The following is a 21,255-nucleotide window of genomic DNA, read 5'->3' as shown; positions in this document are numbered from 1 at the left end:
GCAGCAGCACGACAGCTCGGAGCACCACCACAGCACGCAGCACCACCAGCACGACCCGCACAGCCAACCGCGGCGCAAGGAGACTGACATGGACGTCGAGATCGTCGGCCGGATGCTGTCGACGCTGCCCCCCGACGACGACCATCCGTACCGCACCGGCCCGTGGCGGCCGCAGACCACCGAGCTCGTCGCCGACGACCTCGAGGTGGTCCAGGGCGAGGTGCCCACCGACCTCGACGGCGTCTACCTGCGCAACACCGAGAACCCGGTGCACCCGTCGCTGAAGAACTACCACCCGTTCGACGGCGACGGCATGGTGCACGTCGTCGGCTTCCGGGAGGGAAAGGCCTTCTACCGCAACCGGTTCGTGCGCACCGACGGGTTCCTCGCCGAACAGGAGGCCGGGCAGTCGCTGTGGGCCGGCCTCGCCGAGCCGCCGTACCTGTCGCTGCGCGAGGAGGGTTGGGGCGCACGCGGGCGGATGAAGGACGCGTCGAGCACCGACGTCGTCGTGCACCGCGGCACCGCCCTGACGAGCTTCTACCAGTGCGGCGACCTCTACCGTCTCGACCCGACCACCGCCGAGACGCTCGGCAAGGCGACGTGGAACGGCCGGTTCCCCTTCGACTGGGGCGTGTCGGCCCACCCGAAGGTCGACGACCGCACCGGCGAGCTGCTCTTCTTCAACTACGCCAAGGACGACCCGTACATGCACTACGGCGTCGTCGACGCGTCCGACGAGCTCGTGCACTACATCGACGTGCCGCTGCCCGGACCGCGGCTGCCGCACGACATGGCCTTCACCGAGAACTACGTGGTCCTCAACGACTTCCCCCTTTTCTGGGAGCCGGAGGCCCTCGCGCACGGGGCGCACGTGGCACGCTTCCACCGTGACCTGCCGAGTCGCTTCGCCGTCGTGCCGCGCCGCGGACAGACGCGCGACATCCGGTGGTTCGAGGCCGACCCGACCTACGTGCTGCACTTCGTCAACGCCTACGAGGACGGCGACACGATCGTCCTCGACGGCTTCTACCAGGGCGACCCGTCGCCGCGCGACAACGGCATGGGCAACCGGTGGGAGCGCGCGTTCCGCTTCCTCGCCCTCGACCGGATGCAGTCGCGGCTGCACCGTTGGCGCCTCGACCTTCGCACCGGGCTCGTTCGCGAGGAGCAGCTCTCCGACAGCATCACCGAGTTCGGCATGATGAACGGCAGCTACGCCGGGGGCGGCTACCGGTACGCCTACGCGGCCACGGGCAAGCCGGCGTGGTTCCTCTTCGACGGCCTCGTCAAGCACGACCTGCACACCGGCAGCGAGGAGCGGTACGCCTTCGGCGAGGACGTCTTCGGCAGCGAGACCGCGATGGCGCCCCGCGTCGGCAGCACGGGCGAGGACGACGGCTACCTCGTCACCCTGACCACCGACATGCGCGCCGACGCGTCCTTCTGCCTCGTCCTCGACGCGTCGCGGGTGTCCGACGGGCCGGTGTGCACGCTGCGCCTGCCCGAACGCATCTCGAGCGGCACGCACTCCACCTGGGCACCGGGCGCCGAGCTGCGCCGCTGGCGCGAGACCGACCGGGCGGCCGATGCCATCGGTCTCTGAGCGTCTCGTGCCGCGTCCTGCCGACGCCGACGTGCCCGGTGGCCCCCTGCCGCCCGGACCGCTCGCCCCGCCCACCCTGCCGGCCCGGTCGGGCGACGCCCCGACGCGCCTCGAGCGAGGCTCGACGAACTCGATCGGGCGGATGCTCGGCCTCGTCGGCGACGAGTGGACGCTGCTCATCCTCCAGCGCGCGCTGCGTGGGGTGACGCGGTACGGGCACTTCCTCGAGCAGCTGCCGATCTCCAACGCCGTGCTCACCGCCCGTCTCGCGACGATGGAGCGCGAGGGGGTGCTGACGCGCGTCGTCTACCAGCAGCGGCCGGTGCGGGCCGAGTACGTGCTGACGGCGCGCGGCCGGGCGATGTGGCCGATCCTCATCGCGATCTGGGAGTGGGAGCGGCGGTGGGTCACCCGCCACGCACAGACGCTGCCCGACATGGAGCACACCGCGTGCGGCCGGCACTTCTCGCCGGTCCTGCAGTGCACCACGTGCCGGGCGACGGTGACGATCCGGGACATCGAGGGCCGGTTCGGCCCGAGCGGCTCGTGGCAGCGGTCCGTGCCCGGGGGAGCGACGCGCCGCCGACCGGCCAGCGAGGCGCGCACCGACGCCGGGCTCTTCCCCGAGACGATGACGATCTTCGGCAACCGGTGGTCGGCGGCCATCACCGGCGCCGCCATGCGCGGCGTCCGGCGCTTCGGCGACTTCGAGGAGGCCCTGGGCGCACCCCCGGCGGTCGTCGCTGAGCGGCTGCGGGCCTTCACCGACATCGGGTTCCTCGCCGCCGTGGCGGGGGAGCGCCCTGACCGGTTCGAGTACCGCCTCACCGAGAAGGGCCGCGCCTTCTACCCACCGGTCGCGCTGGCCCTCGAGTGGGCCGAACACTGGTACGTCGCGCCCGAGGGGCCGGCCCTCGTGCAGCGGCACCAGGCCTGCGGCGCGGCCCTCGCCGTGGGCCTGGCGTGCGACGCCTGCGGCGAGCTGCTCCACGGCAGCGACATCCGGGTCGTGCCACGCAACGGCTCGGGGCCGCGGCGCCCGAGCCTCACGTAGTCCAGGCGCGCCCCAGCCACCTGACCCCACCGGACCCACCGAGCCCTCCGACCCGACAGGAGCCCACCCGATGGCGATCGCACGAGGACTGCACCCGGCCGACAAGGTCGCCGACTACCGGGCGCGCGGCTGGTGGACCGACGACACCCTCGACGGGCTCTTCCGGCAACGCGTCGCCGAACGGGGCGACGCGCTCGCCGTCGTCGACCCCGCCAACCGTGAGGCACTGACGGGCTCGGCCCCGCGGCGCCTCACCTGGACCGAGCTCGACGCCGAGGTGACGTGGCTCGCGGCCCGACTGCTCGAGCTCGGCCTGCGCCGCGGCGACGTGCTCGGCGTCCAGCTGCCCAACACCGTCGAGCTCGTCGAGGTCTACCTCGCGGCGTGGACCCTTGGCGTCGTCGTGTCGCCACTGCCGGTCCAGCTGCGCGAGCGCGAGGTGGCCGGCGCGGCGCGCCAGGCCGGGCCGGTCGCGTTCGTCACGACCGGACGCGTCGGTGAGCACGCGCTCGCGGCCGAGGCCGCGCACGCGCTGGCCGGCGTCGACTCGGTACGGACGGTCGTGGCCTTCGGGCCCCCGGCCGACACGGCCGCCACCGCCGACGTCCCCGAGGGCGTCGTCGTCTGGAACCCGGCCCCCGCCTCGGAGCAGGACCGCGCCGCGGTGGCCGAACACGTCATCGCCGACCAGGGCGACCCCAACGACGCCGTGACGATCTGCTGGACCTCCGGCACCGAGAGCGAGCCGAAGGGCGTCCCGCGCTGCCACATGGACTGGCTCGCGGTCGGCGTGGCCACCACCGAGGCGCCGCGGGTCGCCGTCGAGGACGTCCTGCTCAACCCGTTCCCGATGGTCAACATGGCCGGCATCAGCGGGATGTTCCTGCCCTGGCTGCTCAGCGGCTGCGTCCTCGTGCAGCACCACCCCTTCGACCTGCCGACCTTCCTGCGGCAGGTGGCCACCGAGCACGCGACGTACACGTGCGCCCCGCCGGCCCTGCTCTGGATGCTCCTCGGCAACCCCGAGCTGCTCGCTGCCCTCGACACCTCGAGCCTGACCCGCATCGGGTCGGGATCGGCCCCGCTGCAGCCGGCGATGGTGCGCGGCTGGCAGGAGCGCGGCATCAGCGTCATCAACTTCTTCGGCTCCAACGAGGGCATCGGGCTGCTCTCGAGCCCCGAGGACTTCCCCGACCCCGACGACCGCGCCCAGTTCTTCCCCCGGTTCGGCGCCCCCGGCGTCACGTGGTCCACGAGCGCCGGGGAGTGGATGCGCACCCGCCTCGTCGACATCGTCACCGGCGAGGAGGTCACTGAGGCCGGCCGTGCCGGCGAGCTGCGCATCAGCGGGCCGACCGTCTTCGCCGGCTACCTCGGCGGCGACCAGCTGCCGAGCCCCTTCGACGAGCAGGGCTACCTGCGCACCGGCGACCTGTTCGAGATCGCCGGCGAGCAGGGCCAGTTCCTGCGCTACCTCGACCGGGCCCGCGACCAGGTGATCCGCGGCGGCATGAACATCGCCCCGGCCGAGATCGAGGGGCTCGTCGCGGCCCACCCGGCCGTCGCCGACGTCGCTGTCATCGGCGACCCCGACGACGCGCTCGGCGAGCGCGTGGCGGCCGTGGTCGTCCTGCGCGAGGGGCAGAGCCTGACGCTCGAGGAGCTCGTCGCGTGGCTGCGCGACCAGCAGGTCGCCTCGTTCAAGCTGCCCGAGCGCCTCGAGGTGCGCGACGCGCTGCCGCGCAACCCCGTCGGCAAGGTGCTCAAGCGGATGCTGCGCCACCCCGACGCCCCCGACGTGCGCGAGAACGTCCCGTGACCGACGCGTCAGCCGGGGCGGACGCGTCAGGCGGGGTCGACGCGTCCGGCGTGAGCGACGTGCCCGACGCGTCCGGAGTGGTCGACGCGTCCGGCGTGAGCGGCGTGCCCGATGCGTCCGGCGGGATCCACCGGGCGCGGACGCTGGCCGCAGGGCTGCGGGTGCCGGTCGTGGCGGCGCCGATGTTCCTCGTGTCGGGGCCCGAGCTCGTCGTCGCGGCCGCACGGGCCGGGATCCTCGGGGCGTTCCCGACGCAGAACTGCCGCACCGCCGAGGAGCTCGACGGCTGGCTCGCGCAGGTTGCCGCCGGTGTCGGCGACGCGCCCTGGGCCGTCAACCTCGTGACGCACCGGAGCAACGCGCGCCTGCCTGCCGACCTCGAGCACGTCGTGCGGCACCGGCCTCCGGTCGTCATCACGGCGCTCGGTTCGCCCACGCCGGTCGTCGAGGCCGTGCACGGCTACGGCGGGGTCGTCATCGGCGACGTCGTCGACCTGCGGCTCGCGCACAAGGCGGTCGACGCCGGGGTCGACGGGCTCGCGTGCATCAGCGCGGGTGCCGGCGGCCACACCGGCCACCTGTCGCCGTTCGCGTTCGTGTCGGCGGTGCGCGCCTTCTTCGACGGCCTCGTCGTCGTGGGCGGTGGGGTCGCCGACGGGTTCGGCGTCGCGGGGGCCGTCGCGGCCGGGGCCGACCTCGTCTACATGGGCACGCGGTTCCTCGCCACGCGCGAGAGCCGGGCCGCGGAGGACTACAAGCGCATGGTCGTCGAGTCCGCGAGCAGCGACCTCGTCGTCAGCGACGGCGTCACCGGTGCTCCGGCGTCGTGGCTGCGTCCGAGCCTCGAGGCGCACGGTCTCGACCCCGAGCACCTCGTCTTCACCGGCGACCGGACCTACGACGTCGCCCAGCCACAGCCGAAGCGGTGGTCGGAGCTGTGGGCGGCGGGGCAGGGGCTCGGCGCGATCACCGGCATCGCGTCCGTGGCCGAGGTCGTCGACGCCCTGGAGATCGAGTTCCACACCGCGGCAGACCGGCTCGCTCGTCTCGCCCCTGTCGCGCACCGCGACTGAGCCCCCGCGGACGCCACTCGACCGGGGGAGCTCGGCGGAGAAGGTGCCCACTCGACGGTCTGGGGTGGTGGGGCTGGGGATGTCGTCGGGCGGGGTGTCCGCGGAGGGTCGTAGGGTGTCGGCGTGACGACGGGACCGGCAGAGCAGACGACCTTCGCCGGCATGCCGACGCCCCTCTACACCGGCTCGCCGTCCAAGCTGCTCGCCTGGCTCGACTGCCCGCGCCGCTACCGGATGCAGTACCTCGACCGCCCGCGTCCGCAGGCCCGGCCTCAGCGCGCGCACACGTCGGTGGGCATCGCGACGCACAACGTCCTGCGCGACTTCTGGGACCTCCCGGTGTCGCAGCGCACCCCCACCGGGGTCGCCGAGCTCGTCCGCTCGTCGTGGATCGACGTCGGCTTCCGCGACCCCGAGCAGTCGATGGCCTGGCGCCTGCGCGTGCGTGACCTCGTCACCGAGTACCTGCGTCACAGCGACCGCGACAACCAGCCGGTCGGCATCGAGCGCAGCGTGTCGCTCAAGACCGACGAGATCGCCGTCACCGGGCGCATCGACCGCCTCGACGACCGCGACGGCGAGCTCGTCGTCGTCGACTACAAGACCGGGCGGCAGGTGCCCACCGACGACGACGCGCGCACCTCGCTGCCGCTCGCGCTCTACGCCGTCGCGGTGGCGCGGATGTTCCGCAGACCGTGCCTGCGGGTCGAGCTGCACCACCTGCCGAGCGGCACCGTCGCGAGCCACGTGCACACCGAGGAGTCGCTGGCCCGCAAGGTGGCCGAGGCCGAGTCCATCGCCTCCGACCTGCGCCGCGCCGACGCCGACTTCAAGGACGTCGGCGTCGAGTCCACCCGGTTCGCGCCGCGCACCTCGCCGTTGTGCTCGTGGTGCGACTTCCGGGCGCACTGCCCCGAGGGCCAGCAGCAGGGGCCCGAGAAGTCCGACTGGGCCGGCCTCGAGCGCGACGACGTCTGATCGCCCCAGACCAGCAGACCCCCCGAGGAGACCTGTCGTGACCGACCTGCGTGAGGCGTTCCTCGCCGCCACCGACCACGTGCTCGCCGTCGTGTCGCGCGGCGACGTCGCCGAGGCGTGGGAGCGCCCGAGTGCCCTGCCCGAGTGGACCGTCGGCGGCCTCGTCGCCCACCTCGCCGCCCAGCCGGCCACGGCGGTCACCCTCCTGTCGGCCCCGCCGCACCACCACCCGATCCCGCTCGAGGAGCACTACCGCCGCTCGGCGTGGGCCGCCGCCGGCCTCGACGACGACGTCAACGTGTCCATCCGGGCCGCGGGCGACGAGAAGGCGGCTGCCGGCCCGGACGAGGTCGTCGCGGGCGTCGTCGCCGCCCGGGCCGCCCTGCCCGGCCTCCTCGCCGCCCAACCGGCCGACCGCGCCGTCCTCATCCCCTGGAACGACTGGTCGCTCGCGCGCGACGACTTCCTCACCGGTCGGATGATGGAGGTCGTCGTCCACGGCGAGGACGTCGCCGCCAGTGTCGGCTTCACGTCCCCGGTGCTGCCGGCTGCGGTGCTCGACCCGGTCCTACGGCTGCTCACCCACCTCGCCGCCGAGAAGCACGGCCAGGGCGCGGTCGTGTCGGCGCTGTCACGCTCCGAGCGTGCCCCTCGGACGATCTCCGCGTTCTGACGACGCGCGGCAAAGCGCCATGTGGTCGCTTGTCGCGCCCGGTGGGCGGGTTCCGACGCGGTGGCGCGCCACGTGGTCGCTTGTCGTGGTCGGCGGGCGGCAGCTGACGCGGCAACGCGCCAGGTGGACGCTCGTTGCGGTCGGGGCCGACGTCAGCGGCCGCGACGCGGACCGGCGCTGCCGTGTCGGCTGCGTCACGCTCGGGCGCGCCCGCGGACGATCTCGGCCCACCGAGCCCTCGACCTGACACACTGACGGCCATGGCCGCCCGTTCCCGCCAGGACGCCAGCACCGCACCGACCCCCCGCCCGCAGTCGGCGGAACGCCCGACCGTGCTCGCCGTCGCCAACCAGAAGGGCGGCGTCGCCAAGACCACCTCGGTGGCGAGCCTGGGCGCAGCCTTCGCCGAGCACGGCAGACGCGTCCTGCTCGTCGACCTCGACCCGCAGGCCTGCCTCACGTTCTCCCTCGGCGTCGACCCCGACACCGTCGAGAAGTCGGTCCACGACGTCCTGACCGGTGGCACGCCGCTGGCGGACGTCGTCGTGGCGTGCGAGGAGGGCGTCGACCTCGTGCCCTCGACGATCGACCTCGCCGGAGCGGAGGCTGCCCTCATGCCGCGCCCGGGCCGCGAGTACGTGCTGCGCACGGTCCTCGAGGACCTCCCGACGCCGTACGACGTCGTCCTGCTCGACTGCTCTCCGAGCCTCGGTGTGCTGACCCTCAACGCGCTCACCGCCGCCGACGGCCTCGTCATCCCGATGCCGTGCGAGATGCTGAGCCACCGCGGCGTGGGGCAGCTGCTCGACACCGTCGCCGACGTGCAGCGCATCCTCAACCGCGAGCTGCAGGTGTGGGGCATCCTGCCCACGCTCTTCGACGGCCGCAGCAACCACGCGCGCGAGGTGCTCGCCGACGTGGGGGAGCGCTACGACCTGCCGGTGCTCGACCCGCCGATCCCCAAGACGGTCCGCTTCGCGGAGGCGCCGGCGGTCGGCCGCTCGATCCTGTCGACGGCCCGCACGTCGCGCGGCGCGCAGGCCTACCGCGACGTCGCGGCCTCGCTCCTGCCGCGCCTCTGACGGGACCCACGTGGACCCGTCGCGGTTCGTGGATCCGCGCCGGCGGGAATGTTTCGGGGGACGGGTGACGCTGCACCTGAGAGCGTCGCCAACCCCTGTGAAGGAGAAACCCCTGTGATTTCCACGCCCGCACTGGTCGCGCCGAGCGCCGGAGCCGCCTTCGAGGCCCGGACCGTCGAGCACCGTGACCTGCGTGACGACGACGTCCTCATCGACATCAAGTTCGCCGGCATCTGCCACAGCGACATCCACCAGGTCCGGGAGGAGTGGGGCAGCGCGATCTTCCCCATGGTCCCGGGGCACGAGATCGCCGGCGTCGTCTCCGCCGTCGGCGACGGCGTCACCCGCTACAAGGTCGGCGACCGCGTCGGCGTCGGCTGCATGGTCGACTCGTGCGGCGAGTGCGAGTTCTGCAAGAACGGCGAGGAGCAGTTCTGCACCCAGGGCGCCGTCATGACCTACAACGGCACGGGCTACGACGGCGAGAAGACCAAGGGCGGCTACGCCCAGCAGGTCGTCGTGTCGGAGCGCTTCGCCGTCGGGATCCCCGACGGCATCGAGCTCGACGTCGCCGCGCCGCTCCTCTGCGCCGGTATCACCGTGTGGTCGCCGCTCAAGCGGTGGGGCGCCGGCCCCGGCAAGAAGGTCGCCGTCATCGGTCTCGGCGGGCTCGGCCACATGGCCGTCAAGCTCGCCGCAGCCCTGGGCGCCGAGGTCAGCGTGCTGAGCCGCACCGACGCCAAGAAGGAGGACGGCCTCGCACTGGGCGCCTCCAGCTACCACGCGACCGGTGACGAGGGTGTCCTCAAGGACCTCAAGGGTTCCTTCGACCTCATCATCAACACCGTGAGCGCCGACCTGCCGATGCAGACCTACATCGGCCTGCTGCGTCCGCTCGGCGTCATCGCCAACGTCGGACTGCCTCCGGGCAACTACGACTTCGCGCCGGGCGCCGTCGTCGGCGGCAGCCGCGTCGTCGCCGGCTCGACCATCGGTGGCATCCCCGCCACGGCCGAGATGCTGGCCTTCTGCGCCGAGCACGGCATCGGCGCGAGCATCGAGACGATCTCGGCCGACGACGTCGACGCCGCCTATGAGCGCGTCGTCGCCGGCGACGTGCGCTACCGCTTCGTCATCGACACGGCCACGATCACCCCGCAGTCCTGACGCGGGCGTCCGCGGCCGTCTGCTCCCACGGCCCGGACGCGGAGGGCCGGCACCGCGACCCGGTGCCGGCCCTCCGTCGCGTCCGGGCACCGACGCGTCAGGCGGGTCGACGCGTCAGGTGGGTCGATGCGTCAGGTGGCCTCGGGGTCGAGAGCGGGCAGCCCGTCGATCGACGTCGCGTTCTTCTCGGTCCGGTAGGCGGCCAGGCTCGCTGGCCCGCGCCGGCCGGCCCATGAGGTGAGCAGGTCGCGTTGCTCGGTGAACTCGTAGAGCGGCACGGCGAACCCACAGGAGTCCGAGACCCGCTCGACGTCGACGACGACCACGCCCCGGATGCCGGGCAGGTCGCCGACGAAGCGCGCGGCCCACGCGTCGAAGCCCTCGTCGCCCGGGCGCAGGTGCCGGCCACGACCGTGCAGACGGACGATGTTCGGCGGGCCCTCGAAGGCGCAGAACATCAGCGTGATCCGGCCGTTCTCGCGCAGGTGCGCGGCCGTCTCGGCGCCGCTGCCGGTGAGGTCGAGGTAGGCGACGGTGTGATCGTCGACGACGAGGAACGTGCCGTCGAGGCCCTTCGGCGAGACGTTGACGTGCCCGTCGGCGGCGAGGGGCGCCGTCGCCACGAAGAACATCCGCTGCGCCTCGATGAACGCACGCAGCCTCCCGTCGATCGACGCGTGCAGCTTCATCGTGGGCTCCTCAATCGACCGTCGGCGGCCGTCTCTCGCCGGTCACTCGACGGTGACCGACTTGGCAAGGTTACGAGGCTTGTCGATGTCGAGGCCCAGGGATCTCGCGGCGTGGAGGGCCAGCAGCTGCATCGGGACCATGAGCAGGATCGGGTCGAGCTCGGTCTCGTTGCGCGGCACGACGATCCGCCGCGCGTCCAGCGCACCGAGCCGCACCCCGGGGTGGGTCACCGCGACGATCCGGCCACCGCGCGCCATGACCTGCTCGGCCGCGGCGAGGTTGCGGTCGGTCAGCTCGTCGTCGGGGATGACCGCGACGGTCGGGCGCGCCGCCTCGATGAGCGCGAGCGGGCCGTGCTTGAGCTCGCTCGTCTGGTAGGCCTCGGCGTGCCGGTAGGAGACCTCCTTGAACTTCTGGGCGCCCTCGCGCGCGACCGGGAACCCGCGGACCCGGCCGATGAAGAAGAGGCTCTCGGCACCGGCCAGCTCGCGCGCGATCCCCGCGATGGCGTCCTCCTGCTCGAGCACCGCCGCGATGTCGGCGGGAAGTCGCTCGAGGCCGGCGATGATGCGCTGCCCGTCGGCCACCGACAGGTCGCGCACCCGGCCGAGCAGCAGGGCGAGCAGGGCGAACCCGACACCCATGTGGGTCAGGGCCTTGGTCGAGGCGACCGCGATCTCGGGGCCCGCGTGCAGGTAGATCCCGCCGTCGCACTCGCGGGCGATCGTCGAGCCGACGACGTTGACGAGGCCGACGACCTGGCCGCCCTTGCGCTTGATCTCGCGCACCGCGAACGCCGTGTCGGCGGTCTCGCCGGACTGGCTCACGGCGACGTAGAGCGTGTCGGGCTCGATGATCGGGTTGCGGTAGCGGAACTCGCTCGCCGCCTCGGCGTGAGCGGGGATGCGGGCCAGCTCCTCGATGAGCAGGGCGCCGAGCTCGCCGACGTAGTAGGCCGACCCGCAGCCGAGGATCTTGACGCGTCGGAACGCCCGCAGCTCGCGCGGGGTGAGGTTGAGCCCGTCGAGCCTGGCCGTGCCGAACCGCGCGTCGAGGCGCCCACGGAGCATCCGGGCGACGGTCTCGGGCTGCTCGGCGATCTCCTTGGCCATGTAGTGGCCGTGGTCGCCGAGCTCGACGTCCTCGTCGGCGACCTCGATCGTCGTGGGCACCCGACCGGTGTCGTGGGTCTCCCGGGTGAAGGTGCGGTAGTCGCGGGCGGTGACGACGGCGAGCTCGCCGTCCTCGAGGTGCACGACCGAGGACGTGTGCCGCACGAGCGCGGCCACGTCGGAGGCGACGAACATCTCCTTGTCGCCCACGCCGAGGATGAGCGGCGAGCCGTTGCGGGCCACGACGAGTCGATCGGGCGCCGCGGAGTCGAGGACGGCGACCGCGTAGGTGCCGACGACGTGGTCGAGCGCATCGAGCACGCGGGCCTCGAGGTCGACGGCGGGCGAGCGCGCGACGAGGTGGGCCAGCACCTCGGTGTCGGTGTCGGAGGTGAACGTGACGCCCTCGCCCTCGAGCCGCTCGCGCAGGGCGGCGGCGTTGTCGATGATGCCGTTGTGCACGACGGAGACGCGGCCGTCCTCGCTCGTGTGCGGGTGGGCGTTGGCCTCGGTGGCGGGCCCGTGCGTGGCCCACCGGGTGTGGCCGATGCCGATGGTGCCGGGCAGGCGTCGCGGCAGCGCGGCCTCGAGCTCACGGACCCGCCCGACGCGGCGCACGACGGTCTGGCCGTTCGGGCCGGCGACGCTGAGGCCGGCGGAGTCGTAGCCGCGGTACTCCAGTCGGGTCAGGCCCTCGACGAGGACCGGGGCGGCCGGCTGGCGACCGACGTAGCCGACGATTCCGCACATGGTTTCTCCTTGGGTGAGGACGGATGGCGTTGTGGGGGGAGGGGCGACCTGGCGGGTCAGCCGTAGACGATGCGGCGCAGCTGCCGCTCGGACAGCTCGGGGGCCGCGACGAGGCGGCCCCGCAGCTCGGCCGCGACGGTCCGGAACGCCTCGTCGTTGCGGACGCCGTAGGTCTGCAGCTCGCGGTGGCGCCGGCGCACGTAGGCGTCGACCGGCTCGGCGTAGTGGGCCAGGACGTCGCCGATGACGCGGGCGGCCTCCCCGTGGGTCAGGCCGGACGAGTCGGCGACCCTCGCCACGAGTTCCGGATCGAGCACGGGTCGACTGTGCACGATGAAGCCGGTGAGTGCCAAGAATCTGCCCGGAATCGGGCAGGAAGCGAATGGTTGGCGTGCCTACCGGGTCCGGACATGCCGAGAGGCCGCGCCCCGTTCCGGGGCGCGGCCTCTCGGCTGCTGCTCAGAGCATCGGTTGCCGATGCTGCCGACCGCGGTCGGCAGGGGCCTTCCGGGTCACTCGCCGCCGGTCGTCGCGGGCGCGCTGTCGGCCTGCTGGCCGGACCGGCCCGAACCGCCGCGGCGACGACGGCGACGCGGACGCGACGAGCCCTCCTCGGAGGACCCGGAGGACCGCTCGCCCGACGACGCGGTCGAGGACTCGCCCTCGGCCGACGGGGCCGCACCGGCGGCGGCCGCGCCGCCACCGCGCGTGCGGCGTCGGTTGCGCTGTCGGGGCGGGCGGCTCTCGCCGTCCTCACGCGTCTCGTCCGAGGCGTCACGGCCGCCGGAGCGCCCACCACGGGAGCCACCCTGCGAGGAGCCCTGACCCTGGGCGCCCCGTCCCGGGCCGGCACCCTTGCCGTGGCGCTTGCCCGTCTCGCCGAGGTCCTCGAGCTCCTCGGCGGCCAGGCCGGCGCGGGTCTGCTCGGACTTGCGCAGGTAGCCCTTGGCGTCGGTCGGGATGTCGAGGTCGGAGTAGAGGTGGTCCGAGCTGGAGTAGGTCTCCTGCGGCTCGGGGATGCCGAGGTCGAGCGTCTTGTTGATGAGCGCCCAACGGTGCAGGTCGTCCCAGTCGACGAAGGTCACCGCGACGCCGGTGTTGCCGGCGCGCGCCGTGCGCCCGATGCGGTGCAGGTAGGTCTTCTCGTCCTCGGGGCACTGGTAGTTGATGACGTGGGTGACGTTCTCGACGTCGATGCCGCGGGCCGCGACGTCGGTGGCCACGAGGATGTCGACCTTGCCGTTGCGGAAGGCGCGCAGCGCCTGCTCGCGGGCGCCCTGGCCGAGGTCGCCGTGGATCGCGGCGGCGGCGAAGCCGCGCTCGGCGAGCTCGTCGGCGACCTTCGCGGCGGTGCGCTTGGTGCGGCTGAAGATGATCGTCAGGCCGCGGCCGTCGGCCTGGAGCATCCGCGAGAGCATCTCGACCTTGTCGAGGGCGTGCGCGCGGTAGACGAACTGCTCGACGGCCTTGACCGTGTGGGCGTTCTCGTTCTCGTCGCCCATGGCGCGGATGTGCGTCGGCTGGGACATGTAGCGGCGAGCGAGGGCCACGATGGCGCCGGGCATGGTCGCGGAGAAGAGCATCGTCTGGCGTGAGGCGGGCGTCAGCGCCATGAGGGTCTCGACGTCGGGGAGGAAGCCGAGGTCGAGCATCTCGTCGGCCTCGTCGAGCACGACGGTGCGCGCCTGCGAGAGGTCGAGGTGGCCCTGCTTGGCCAGGTCGATGAGGCGGCCCGGCGTGCCGACGACTACCTCGACGCCGGTCCTGAGCGCCTCGATCTGCGGCTCGTACGCGCGACCGCCGTAGACGGTGAGCACGCGGATGCCGCGCCGCTTCCCGGCGCGCTCGAGGTCGCCGGCCACCTGGACGGCGAGCTCACGCGTCGGGGCGACGGCGAGGGCCTGCGGCTTGCCGGGACGCGTCAGCGCCGCGAAGGCGTCGTCGCCGGGGGCGACGACCCGGTTGAGGATCGGCACGCCGAAGCCGAGGGTCTTGCCCGTGCCGGTCTTGGCCTGGCCGATGATGTCGTGGCCGGACAGGGCCACCGGCAGCGTCATCGCCTGGATGGGGAACGGGTGCGTGATGCCGGCGTCGCCGAGCGAGGCGACGATGTCGGGATGGACGTCGAAGTCGGCGAAGGTCAGCTCGGGGGCCACCTCGGCCGCGGTCTGCGCGGCCTCCGTGGCGGCATCGGTAGCGGCTGCGGCGGCAGCGTCGGTGGTGACCTCGGCCGGTGTCTCGGGGGCGGCCGGGGTCTCGTTGGTCTGGGTCATGTGCATCTCTCGATCGGCACGAGCACCCCGCAGGACGCGGGAGCTCAGTGGCGGGACGGGCCGATCGGGAAGTGTCTTGACGGGCAGATCCCCGCGTCGTGGCGGGCTCCGCCGGTGCGCGGGAGAGTGTCCGCGAGCACCATCTGGGCGATCCATCGGGCCGACCGGGCACCGAGTTGTCCGGCACAGTCTACCGGCAGCACGGCTGAGCGCCCGAATCCACGCCGGTAGGTTGGGGGCATGAGCGATGCGGCCCCGACGACGCCCACCGACGACCCCGGCTACCTCGCAGCGGTCACCGACCTGCTCGGCGTCCTCGCCTACGGCGAGCTGCGCGCCTTCAGCCAGCTCGCGCGCGACGCCGAGCTGGCCCCGACGCTGCGGCACAGTGCGGCGCTCGCGCGGCTGGCGGCGCACGAGCTGCGCAACTACGAGGTGCTGAGCGACCGACTCGCGGCGCTCGGGGTGACGCCCGAGGAGGCGATGGAGCCGTTCGTGGCCGCCGTCGACTTCTTCCACGAGCGCACCAAGCCCTCGGACTGGCTCGAGGGTGTCGTCAAGGCCTACGTCGGCGACGGCATCGCCCAGGACTTCTACCGGGAGATCGCCCAGTACGTCGACCCCGACACCCAGGCCCTCGTGCTCGGGGTCCTCGAGGACACCGGGCAGGCCGACTTCGCCGTCACCGTCGTGCGCGAGGCCATTGCGGCCGACCCACGCGTCGGCGGACGCCTCGCGCTGTGGGGACGCAGGCTGGTGGGGGAGGCGATCACCCAGGCGCAGCGCGTCGGGGTCGAGCGCGACTCGCTCGCCGGCATCCTCGTCGGGGCGCCCGGGCGCCCCGGCGCCGACCTCGCCGAGCTGGGGCGGATGTTCGCCCGGCTCACCGACGAGCACACGCGTCGGATGGAGCGGCTCGGACTGTCGGCCTGACCCGCCCCGGCATGACGGAAGGGCCCGACCGCACGGTCGGGCCCTTCGTCGTCGTGGACGCCGCGCAGGGTGTCCGAGGCGTCAGACCGGTCGCTTGCTCACGCGGCCGTACACGGAGATGCCGATCGCGGCGAGGACGGCGCCGACGATCCAGAACCACCAGCGGACGCCGCCGTTGGAGTTCGAGTAGCCGAAGATCGCACCGAGGATGAACGTCGCGACGAGGGAGGCGACGACGCCGATGACGATCGTCATGAGGATCGAGATGTTCTGCTTGCCCGGCAGGATGAGTCGGCCCAGGGCTCCGATGATGAGTCCGGCGATGATCGCGCCGATGATTGCGCCAACCATGTCTCAGCCTTTCTGGCCACCTGCGGTGGCCGGCTTCGTCCCGTGCTGGTGCGCGGGTACCAGTTGCAACACTGTCAATCTCCCACCAGATGAGTCTGAGGTGGTGGATGTGACGGTGAATTGTTCGTAACTGGCACGTACCCCCATCAGGGGTTCGTCGATCAGCAACGGCCCAGCCGCGACGGACGTGGACGTTCCGGTCGCGAGGGGCGCTGTGGGACAGGCGTGGTGGCGCGGCGTCAGCGGCGTCGGCGGCGTCAGCGGCGCCGGCTGTCGCTCGCGACCATGCCGTAGCCCACGATGAGCGCGGCGGCCACGACGGCGCCGATGAGGAACGAGGTCCAGTCGATGCCCGACGTCTGCGAGCCCGAGGCGGCCTTGTAGATCCAGGCGCCGACGAGGGCGCCGAACGCGCCGAGCACGACGGTCGTCGTGACGCTGGTGTCGTGACGGCCGGGCAGCGCGGCGCGCGCGAGGGGACCGATGAGGGCCCCCGCGACGAGGGCCGCGACGAGGGTTGCGGTCATGCTGGCTCCTCCTCCGGGCCGGACCTCGGGGCCCGCACCTCGTACGTACCCGGTCAGTGTCCGGCACCAGCCGGACGGCGCCGGTCGGCGCCACCCGGCCGGTGACCGGCTCGACCGGGCTCGGGGTCAGGAGGCGCCGAAGCCGACGCCACTGCGACGCTCGGCACCGGTCGTCACGTAGCCGAGCGACGAGACGGGGACGAGGATGCGCCCGCCCTTGTCGTCGGTCAGCTCGAGGACGTCGCCGTTGGTGCGGGCGGCCTTGACGGCAGCCAGGAGCTCGTCGGAGCTCAACGTCGTCTCGAAGGTGATCTCGCGTGCCACGTTCTGCACGCCGATGCGGACCTCCACGTCAAACCTGCTTTCTCGGTTCGTCCTACGGTGGTGCGCGGAACGGGGCCCCGCGCCTGTGGCCACCTTAACCAGCGGTGCTGCCGACGGATTCCCGCGACGTGCCGGACGCGTCGTCGGAAGCCGCCCCGGACCGCGGGAAGGCGCCGAAGCCGCGGCGGATCAGGGAGCCGGTGATGCGCACGGCCGTCTCCTTGGACAGGCTCGCCTCGTGGGTGAGCCAGTGCCGCGCCGACGTCTGGGCGAGCCCGACGAAGGCGACGCCGACGAGGACGGCCTCCTCGCGCGTCATCGAGGTCTCGCTGCTGATGATCTCGGCCATCGCCTCGGCGCAGGTGAGGTCGATCTGGTCGAGGCGGGCCCGCACGGCCGGCTCGTTCGCGAGGTCGGACTCGAAGATGAGGCGGAAGGCCGCACCCTCCTTGCCGACGAAGTCGAAGTAGGCGCGGGTCATCGTGTTGATGCGGGCCTTGTTGTCGGAGAGGGCGAGCGCGTCGCGGACGAGCTGCTCGAGCTCGCCGGCGTGCTGGTCGATGAGCGCGAGGTAGAGCTCGAGCTTGCCCGGGAAGTGCTGGTAGAGAACGGGCTTGGACACTCCGGCCCGCGCGGCGATGTCGTCCATCGCTGCGGCGTGGTAGCCGTTCTCGACGAAGACGGCGAGTGCCGCCTCGAGCAGCTGGGCGCGTCGCTCGGAGCGGGGGAGCCGCTGTCCGCGGCCCGGCGTGATGGTCTCGTCTGCCATGCGTCCTGGGGGCACTCTCTGTGTGGTGCTCGTCGTCCGCGGGCGCAGACGACCGTGTCGTTCCTCACCATACCGAGCAGTACGGTGATGGCATGCCGACGGATCCGCTGGTCAAGACGGGCCGCCCGCTGTCGAAGGCCGAGACGACGCGGTACGCCCGGCACGTCCTGCTGCCCGACGTGCGCCTCGAGGGTCAGGAGCGGCTCGCCGCCGCGCGGGTCCTCGTCGTCGGTGCCGGCGGTCTCGGGTCGCCCGCGCTGCTCTACCTCGCCGCGGCCGGTGTCGGCACCATCGGCGTCGTCGACGCCGACGTCGTCGACCTCACCAACCTGCACCGGCAGGTCATCCACTCCGACGCCGACATCGGCCGGCCCAAGACCCAGTCGGCCGAGGCCGCGGTGCACCGGGTCAACCCGCACGTCACCGTGGTGCGCCACGACGTCGCCCTCGACTCCTCCAACGCCCTCGAGATCATCGGTGGCTACGACCTCGTCGTCGACGGCACCGACAACTTCCCGACGCGCTACCTCGTCAACGACGCCTGCGTCATGCTCGGCAAGCCGCACGTGTGGGGCTCGATCCTGCGCTTCGACGGCCAGGTGTCGGTGTGGTGGGCCGGGCACGGCCCCTGCTACCGCTGCGTGTTCCCCGACCCGCCGCCGCCCGGGTCGGTGCCGAGCTGCGCCGAGGGCGGCGTGCTCGGCGTGCTGTGCGCGGCCGTCGGGTCGGTGCAGTCGACCGAGGCGATCAAGCTGCTCCTCGGCATCGGCGAGCCGCTCACCGGGCGGATGATCGTGCACGACGCGCTGCGCCAGACGTGGGACACCCTGACCGTGCGCCGCGACCCGGAGTGCCCCGTGTGCGGCGACGAGCCGACGGTCACCGAGCTCATCGACTACGTGGAGTTCTGCGGGGTGCCCGGCGCGGCCCACGACGACGAGGACGCCCTGCCGGCCGTCACGGTGCAGCAGATGGCCGACGAGCTGCGCGCCGACGCCCCGCCGCTGCTCGTCGACGTGCGCGGGGAGGAGGAGCGGGCCATCGCCTCCATCCCCGGGGCCGTTCCGATCCACCTCGACCTCTTCCGCTCGGGTGAGGCGTTCGAGCAGCTGCCCCGCGACCGACGCGTCCTCATCCACTGCAAGGTCGGCGGCCGTTCCGCGGAGGCGACCCGCCTCGCGCTGCGGGCCGGGTTCTCCGACGTCGCGAACGTCTCCGGTGGCGTCGTGGCGTACGTGCGCGAGATCGACCCCTCGCAGCCGGAATACTGAGGCGCGCCTTCCCGCTCGTCCGCCCGGCCGACGCGTCGGGCGCGCTGTGCCCTGAACGTCCCTCCCCCGAAAGGACCCCGGTGGCTCTGGAGGACCACGCCGACCGCGTGCTCTCGCTCGTCGCGTCGATCCCGTCCGGTCGCGTGCTCGCCTACGGCGACGTCGCCAAGCGGCTCGGCGGCCTGGGGCCGCGCACGGTCGGCTCGGTGATGAGCCGCTACGGCTCCGACGTGCCGTGGTGGCGGGTCATCCGCTCCGACGGGCGCCCGCCCCAGGGACTCGAGGACGAGGCGCTCGAGCACTGGCGCGCCGAGGGCACGCCGATGGTGCGCGGGCTCGTCGAGGGTGGGCGGGCCGACATGGGTGCGGCCCGCTGGGACTTCGCGGGAGCGTCCGCGCCGGGTGGGGGCGGCGCCGGGGCGCGCGGCGGGCTGCACCACGTCGAGATCTGGGTCGAGGACATCGCGGCGGCCGGGCGCGAGTGGGGCTGGCTGCTCGGCCGGCTCGGCTACCACCTCGGTGACGACTGGGGCCACGGGCAGGCGTGGGAGCTGGGTTCGCTCTACGTCGTCGTCGAGAGCGGCCCCGACGTCGAGAAGGGCCGGCACGAGCGCAGACGCGCCGGGCTGAACCACCTTGCCTTCCATGGCGGTTCGCGAGCGGAGGTCGACGCTGTCGTCGACGCGTGCGCCGAGGGCGGGTGGTCGCTGATGTTCGCCGACCGGCACCCGTACGCCGGCGGGCCGGAGCACTACGCGGCCTATCTCGAGAGTGGCGAGGGATTCGAGGTCGAGCTCGTCGCCGACTGAGGCCCGCGCGGGCGGGGCCCCGGCTCCCTCCTCCTGGCGCCTGGTCAGCGTCCGCCGGGGTGTTCGCGCCGACGGGCGCGACCCGGTCGGATGCCCCGGGGATACGGGCGGTCCGGGTGGGGGAGGGCGTCGTGCACGATCCGGGGCAGCTGCGCCAGCGGGCGGCGCTCCTGCTCCTCCTTCCACTGCTCGTGCATCCTGGCCCGGTCCTCGAGGTCGAGCCGTGCCAGCACCTGCCCGACGGCGGCGAGGATCGAGCCGCGCAGCAGCCAGGACGACGTGTCCTCCCTGGCACGTACCAGGATGAGCTCGGCGAGGATGGCCTGCGTCTCGCGCAGGATGTCGAGACTCTCGGCGAGGGCCTTCTCGGTGTCCGTCTCGTGCCCTTCCGACTCGGCGATGACAAAGCCTCCGAACGCGCGGAGACAGTCGGCGCAGTCGTGCAGCACCACCGCGAACGCCCCGCGCAGCTCGTCACCGTACGGGTCCTCGGGGGCATCCCGTGGGGGCAGCTCCGCGAGCAGGAGGGTGAACAGGGCGCGGATGGCCAGGAGGCACTGCTCGAAGGTGTCGAGGGCCGAGGCGAGGACGGGCTCGACGTCGACGGTGCCCAGGGCCCGCGGGTTGAGGCGCCGGCTCTCCCTCAGGTGGCCGATCGTCTCCGTGGCACGGGCCACCTCGCGGTTGGCCGAGCGGACCCGGTCGACCCACGCCTCGACCTGGGCGCGGCTCACCGGACCCTTCTCGAGGGCCTCTGCCGCGTGGTCCAGGGCGGAGGCCCCCGCCTCGACCACGCGCAGCAGCGCCTGCCTGGCCGGGCCGATGGGCATGGCCGGCGGGTAGACGAGGTTGAAGGCCACCCCGACCGCGGCGCCGATGAGGGTGTTGACGATCCGGGTCTCGGCGGCGACGTCGTGGTTGCTGACCCCGAGGATCAGCATGGCGCTGATCGGCGTCTCGAGCGCCTGCTCGCCGAGGCGCAGCACCTTGGCCAGAAGCAGGGACGTGGCGATCGCCGCAGCGAGGCTCCACCAGGTCAGGCCGCTCCACGTCGACAGGAGGGTGGCCACGAGGATGCCGGACAGCACGGCGCCGACCCGGACCGCGCCCATCCTGATGGTCGAGAAGGCCGAGGCCTGCACGACGAGGAGTGCCGTGAGCGGGCCGGTGAGGTCGGGGGTGCCGGGGGTGATCGCCTGCGCGAGCACGTAGGCGACCGCCGCTGCCGCCGTGAGACGGAACACCGTCCCGAGCGTGGGTCGCAACCGGGCCGGCACCTCGCGCCACGTCGCGGGGTGGCTCGGCCAGACGCGGGCGGCCAGACGGCTTCGCAGGGAGTCCGCGCTGCTGGTGTCTGGTGACATGGGCTGCCCCCGGAGGTGCGATGTGGTGCCGCGGCTGGGCGGAGCGTCCTGCCGTCTGCCCCACGCGCATCGTACGAGATGCCGCCCCTGCGCCCGGTCGTGCCACGTTCGGCGGGACCGCCTGTCAAGACTTGATTTGTTCAAGAAGAACCGAAAGACTCGGATCATGTCCGGCACCGACGTCGAGGAGCTGCTGCGCGGGTCGAGCCTGCGCGTCACCCGACAGCGCGTCGCCGTGCTCGAGGTCCTGCGCGACCACCCCCACGCCGACACCGACTCGGTGATCCGACGCGTCCGCGAGGTCTCCGGCGACGTCTCCCACCAGGCCGTGTACGACGTCCTGCGCGCTCTCACCGACGCCGGCCTGCTCCGGCGCATCCAGCCCGCCGGCTCGGTCGCGCGCTACGAGGTGCGCGTCGGTGACAACCACCACCACGTCGTCTGCCGCTCGTGCGGCGTCATCGCCGACGTCGACTGCGCCGTCGGCCACACCCCGTGCCTCACGGCGTCGGAGGACCACGGCTTCGTCATCGAGCAGGCGGAGGTGACGTACTGGGGCACCTGCCCCGACTGCGTCGCCGCCGCCTCGTGACGCCCCCAGCCGGTCACCCCGTAGCCACCTGACCACCC

At 73.0% G+C, this 21,255-nt stretch carries 21 protein-coding genes; 12 read left to right on the top strand and 9 right to left on the bottom strand.

Annotated elements, in window-relative coordinates; genetic code table 11:
* Positions 1–88 precede the first annotated feature (88 nt).
* The 8 genes from AC3A5R_RS03620 (at position 89) to AC3A5R_RS03585 (ending at position 9,452) form a co-directional block, all read left to right on the top strand.
* Positions 89–1,606: a carotenoid oxygenase family protein gene (locus tag AC3A5R_RS03620; protein WP_487619395.1), complete on the top strand. Its 1,518-nt coding sequence runs from the start codon at positions 89–91 to the stop codon at positions 1,604–1,606.
* Positions 1,590–2,660, top strand: a complete 1,071-nt coding sequence (locus AC3A5R_RS03615) for a winged helix-turn-helix transcriptional regulator (protein ID WP_487619394.1) — start codon at positions 1,590–1,592, stop codon at positions 2,658–2,660. Before AC3A5R_RS03620 ends, AC3A5R_RS03615 begins: the two co-directional genes overlap by 17 nt.
* Positions 2,661–2,730: 70 nt before the next feature.
* Positions 2,731–4,479, top strand: coding sequence for a class I adenylate-forming enzyme family protein (locus AC3A5R_RS03610; protein ID WP_487619393.1), 1,749 nt, complete (start codon positions 2,731–2,733; stop codon positions 4,477–4,479).
* Positions 4,476–5,552, top strand: a complete 1,077-nt coding sequence (locus AC3A5R_RS03605; RefSeq protein ID WP_487619392.1) for an NAD(P)H-dependent flavin oxidoreductase — start codon at positions 4,476–4,478, stop codon at positions 5,550–5,552. Before AC3A5R_RS03610 ends, AC3A5R_RS03605 begins: the two co-directional genes overlap by 4 nt.
* Before the next feature lie 123 nt (positions 5,553–5,675).
* The gene (locus AC3A5R_RS03600) at positions 5,676–6,530 is read left to right on the top strand and encodes a RecB family exonuclease (protein ID WP_487619391.1); all 855 of its coding nucleotides are present in this window, start codon (positions 5,676–5,678) and stop codon (positions 6,528–6,530) included.
* 37 nt (positions 6,531–6,567) lie between these two features.
* Positions 6,568–7,203 (top strand): maleylpyruvate isomerase N-terminal domain-containing protein, encoded by a 636-nt coding sequence (locus tag AC3A5R_RS03595; protein ID WP_487619390.1) that lies wholly within the window; start codon positions 6,568–6,570, stop codon positions 7,201–7,203.
* Positions 7,204–7,463: 260 nt separating this feature from the next.
* Positions 7,464–8,285, top strand: coding sequence for a ParA family protein (locus AC3A5R_RS03590; RefSeq protein WP_487619389.1), 822 nt, complete (start codon positions 7,464–7,466; stop codon positions 8,283–8,285).
* Between the two features lie 114 nt (positions 8,286–8,399).
* Entirely contained in the window at positions 8,400–9,452 is a 1,053-nt protein-coding gene (locus tag AC3A5R_RS03585) for an NAD(P)-dependent alcohol dehydrogenase (protein WP_487619388.1), read from the top strand.
* Between the two features lie 131 nt (positions 9,453–9,583).
* Here the strand turns inward: AC3A5R_RS03585 and AC3A5R_RS03580 are convergent, their stop codons facing one another.
* The 4 genes from AC3A5R_RS03580 to AC3A5R_RS03565 form a co-directional block, all read right to left on the bottom strand.
* Positions 9,584–10,141: a pyridoxamine 5'-phosphate oxidase family protein gene (locus tag AC3A5R_RS03580; protein ID WP_487619387.1), complete on the bottom strand. Its 558-nt coding sequence runs from the start codon at positions 10,139–10,141 to the stop codon at positions 9,584–9,586.
* Between the two features lie 42 nt (positions 10,142–10,183).
* Entirely contained in the window at positions 10,184–12,004 is a 1,821-nt protein-coding gene (gene glmS, locus AC3A5R_RS03575) for a glutamine--fructose-6-phosphate transaminase (isomerizing) (RefSeq protein ID WP_487619386.1), read from the bottom strand.
* 56 nt (positions 12,005–12,060) lie between these two features.
* Positions 12,061–12,321 (bottom strand): hypothetical protein, encoded by a 261-nt coding sequence (locus AC3A5R_RS03570; RefSeq protein ID WP_487619385.1) that lies wholly within the window; start codon positions 12,319–12,321, stop codon positions 12,061–12,063.
* A 195-nt stretch (positions 12,322–12,516) separates the two neighbouring features.
* Positions 12,517–14,277: a DEAD/DEAH box helicase gene (locus tag AC3A5R_RS03565; protein ID WP_487619384.1), complete on the bottom strand. Its 1,761-nt coding sequence runs from the start codon at positions 14,275–14,277 to the stop codon at positions 12,517–12,519.
* 240 nt (positions 14,278–14,517) lie between these two features.
* Here AC3A5R_RS03565 and AC3A5R_RS03560 point away from each other — a divergent pair, with 240 nt between their 5' ends.
* Complete coding sequence (locus tag AC3A5R_RS03560) at positions 14,518–15,210, top strand: ferritin-like fold-containing protein (RefSeq protein WP_487619383.1); 693 nt, start codon at positions 14,518–14,520, stop codon at positions 15,208–15,210.
* 81 nt (positions 15,211–15,291) lie between these two features.
* On the opposite strand, the gene AC3A5R_RS03555 is transcribed toward AC3A5R_RS03560, so the two are convergent.
* The 4 genes from AC3A5R_RS03555 to AC3A5R_RS03540 all read right to left on the bottom strand — a co-directional run bounded on the left by AC3A5R_RS03555 (position 15,292) and on the right by AC3A5R_RS03540 (position 17,181).
* Positions 15,292–15,561: a GlsB/YeaQ/YmgE family stress response membrane protein gene (locus AC3A5R_RS03555; RefSeq protein WP_487619382.1), complete on the bottom strand. Its 270-nt coding sequence runs from the start codon at positions 15,559–15,561 to the stop codon at positions 15,292–15,294.
* 257 nt (positions 15,562–15,818) lie between these two features.
* Positions 15,819–16,088, bottom strand: a complete 270-nt coding sequence (locus AC3A5R_RS03550; RefSeq protein WP_323096632.1) for a GlsB/YeaQ/YmgE family stress response membrane protein — start codon at positions 16,086–16,088, stop codon at positions 15,819–15,821.
* Between the two features lie 126 nt (positions 16,089–16,214).
* Complete coding sequence (locus AC3A5R_RS03545; protein WP_323096633.1) at positions 16,215–16,439, bottom strand: DUF3107 domain-containing protein; 225 nt, start codon at positions 16,437–16,439, stop codon at positions 16,215–16,217.
* Between the two features lie 67 nt (positions 16,440–16,506).
* On the bottom strand, positions 16,507–17,181 hold the full coding sequence (locus AC3A5R_RS03540; protein ID WP_323096634.1) for a TetR/AcrR family transcriptional regulator: 675 nt from the start codon (positions 17,179–17,181) through the stop codon (positions 16,507–16,509).
* Between the two features lie 92 nt (positions 17,182–17,273).
* Here AC3A5R_RS03540 and moeB point away from each other — a divergent pair, with 92 nt between their 5' ends.
* Complete coding sequence (gene moeB / locus AC3A5R_RS03535; RefSeq protein ID WP_487619381.1) at positions 17,274–18,452, top strand: molybdopterin-synthase adenylyltransferase MoeB; 1,179 nt, start codon at positions 17,274–17,276, stop codon at positions 18,450–18,452.
* 80 nt (positions 18,453–18,532) lie between these two features.
* Positions 18,533–19,261, top strand: coding sequence for an MGMT family protein (locus tag AC3A5R_RS03530; RefSeq protein WP_487619380.1), 729 nt, complete (start codon positions 18,533–18,535; stop codon positions 19,259–19,261).
* 44 nt (positions 19,262–19,305) lie between these two features.
* Here AC3A5R_RS03530 and AC3A5R_RS03525 read toward each other — a convergent pair whose 3' ends face one another.
* Positions 19,306–20,625 carry an FUSC family protein gene (locus tag AC3A5R_RS03525; RefSeq protein ID WP_487619379.1) on the bottom strand — a complete coding sequence of 440 codons (1,320 nt, stop codon included), beginning with the start codon at positions 20,623–20,625 and terminating at the stop codon, positions 19,306–19,308.
* A gap of 166 nt (positions 20,626–20,791) precedes the next feature.
* On the opposite strand from AC3A5R_RS03525, the gene AC3A5R_RS03520 reads away from it, so the two are divergent.
* Positions 20,792–21,217: a Fur family transcriptional regulator gene (locus AC3A5R_RS03520; protein ID WP_487619378.1), complete on the top strand. Its 426-nt coding sequence runs from the start codon at positions 20,792–20,794 to the stop codon at positions 21,215–21,217.
* Positions 21,218–21,255: the final 38 nt, after the last annotated feature.

It is taken from the genome of Intrasporangium sp. Soil_C_50 (assembly GCF_057656595.1).
Note: the sequence above shows the minus strand (reverse complement) of the source record. Positions and strands in the feature narration are given on the sequence as shown.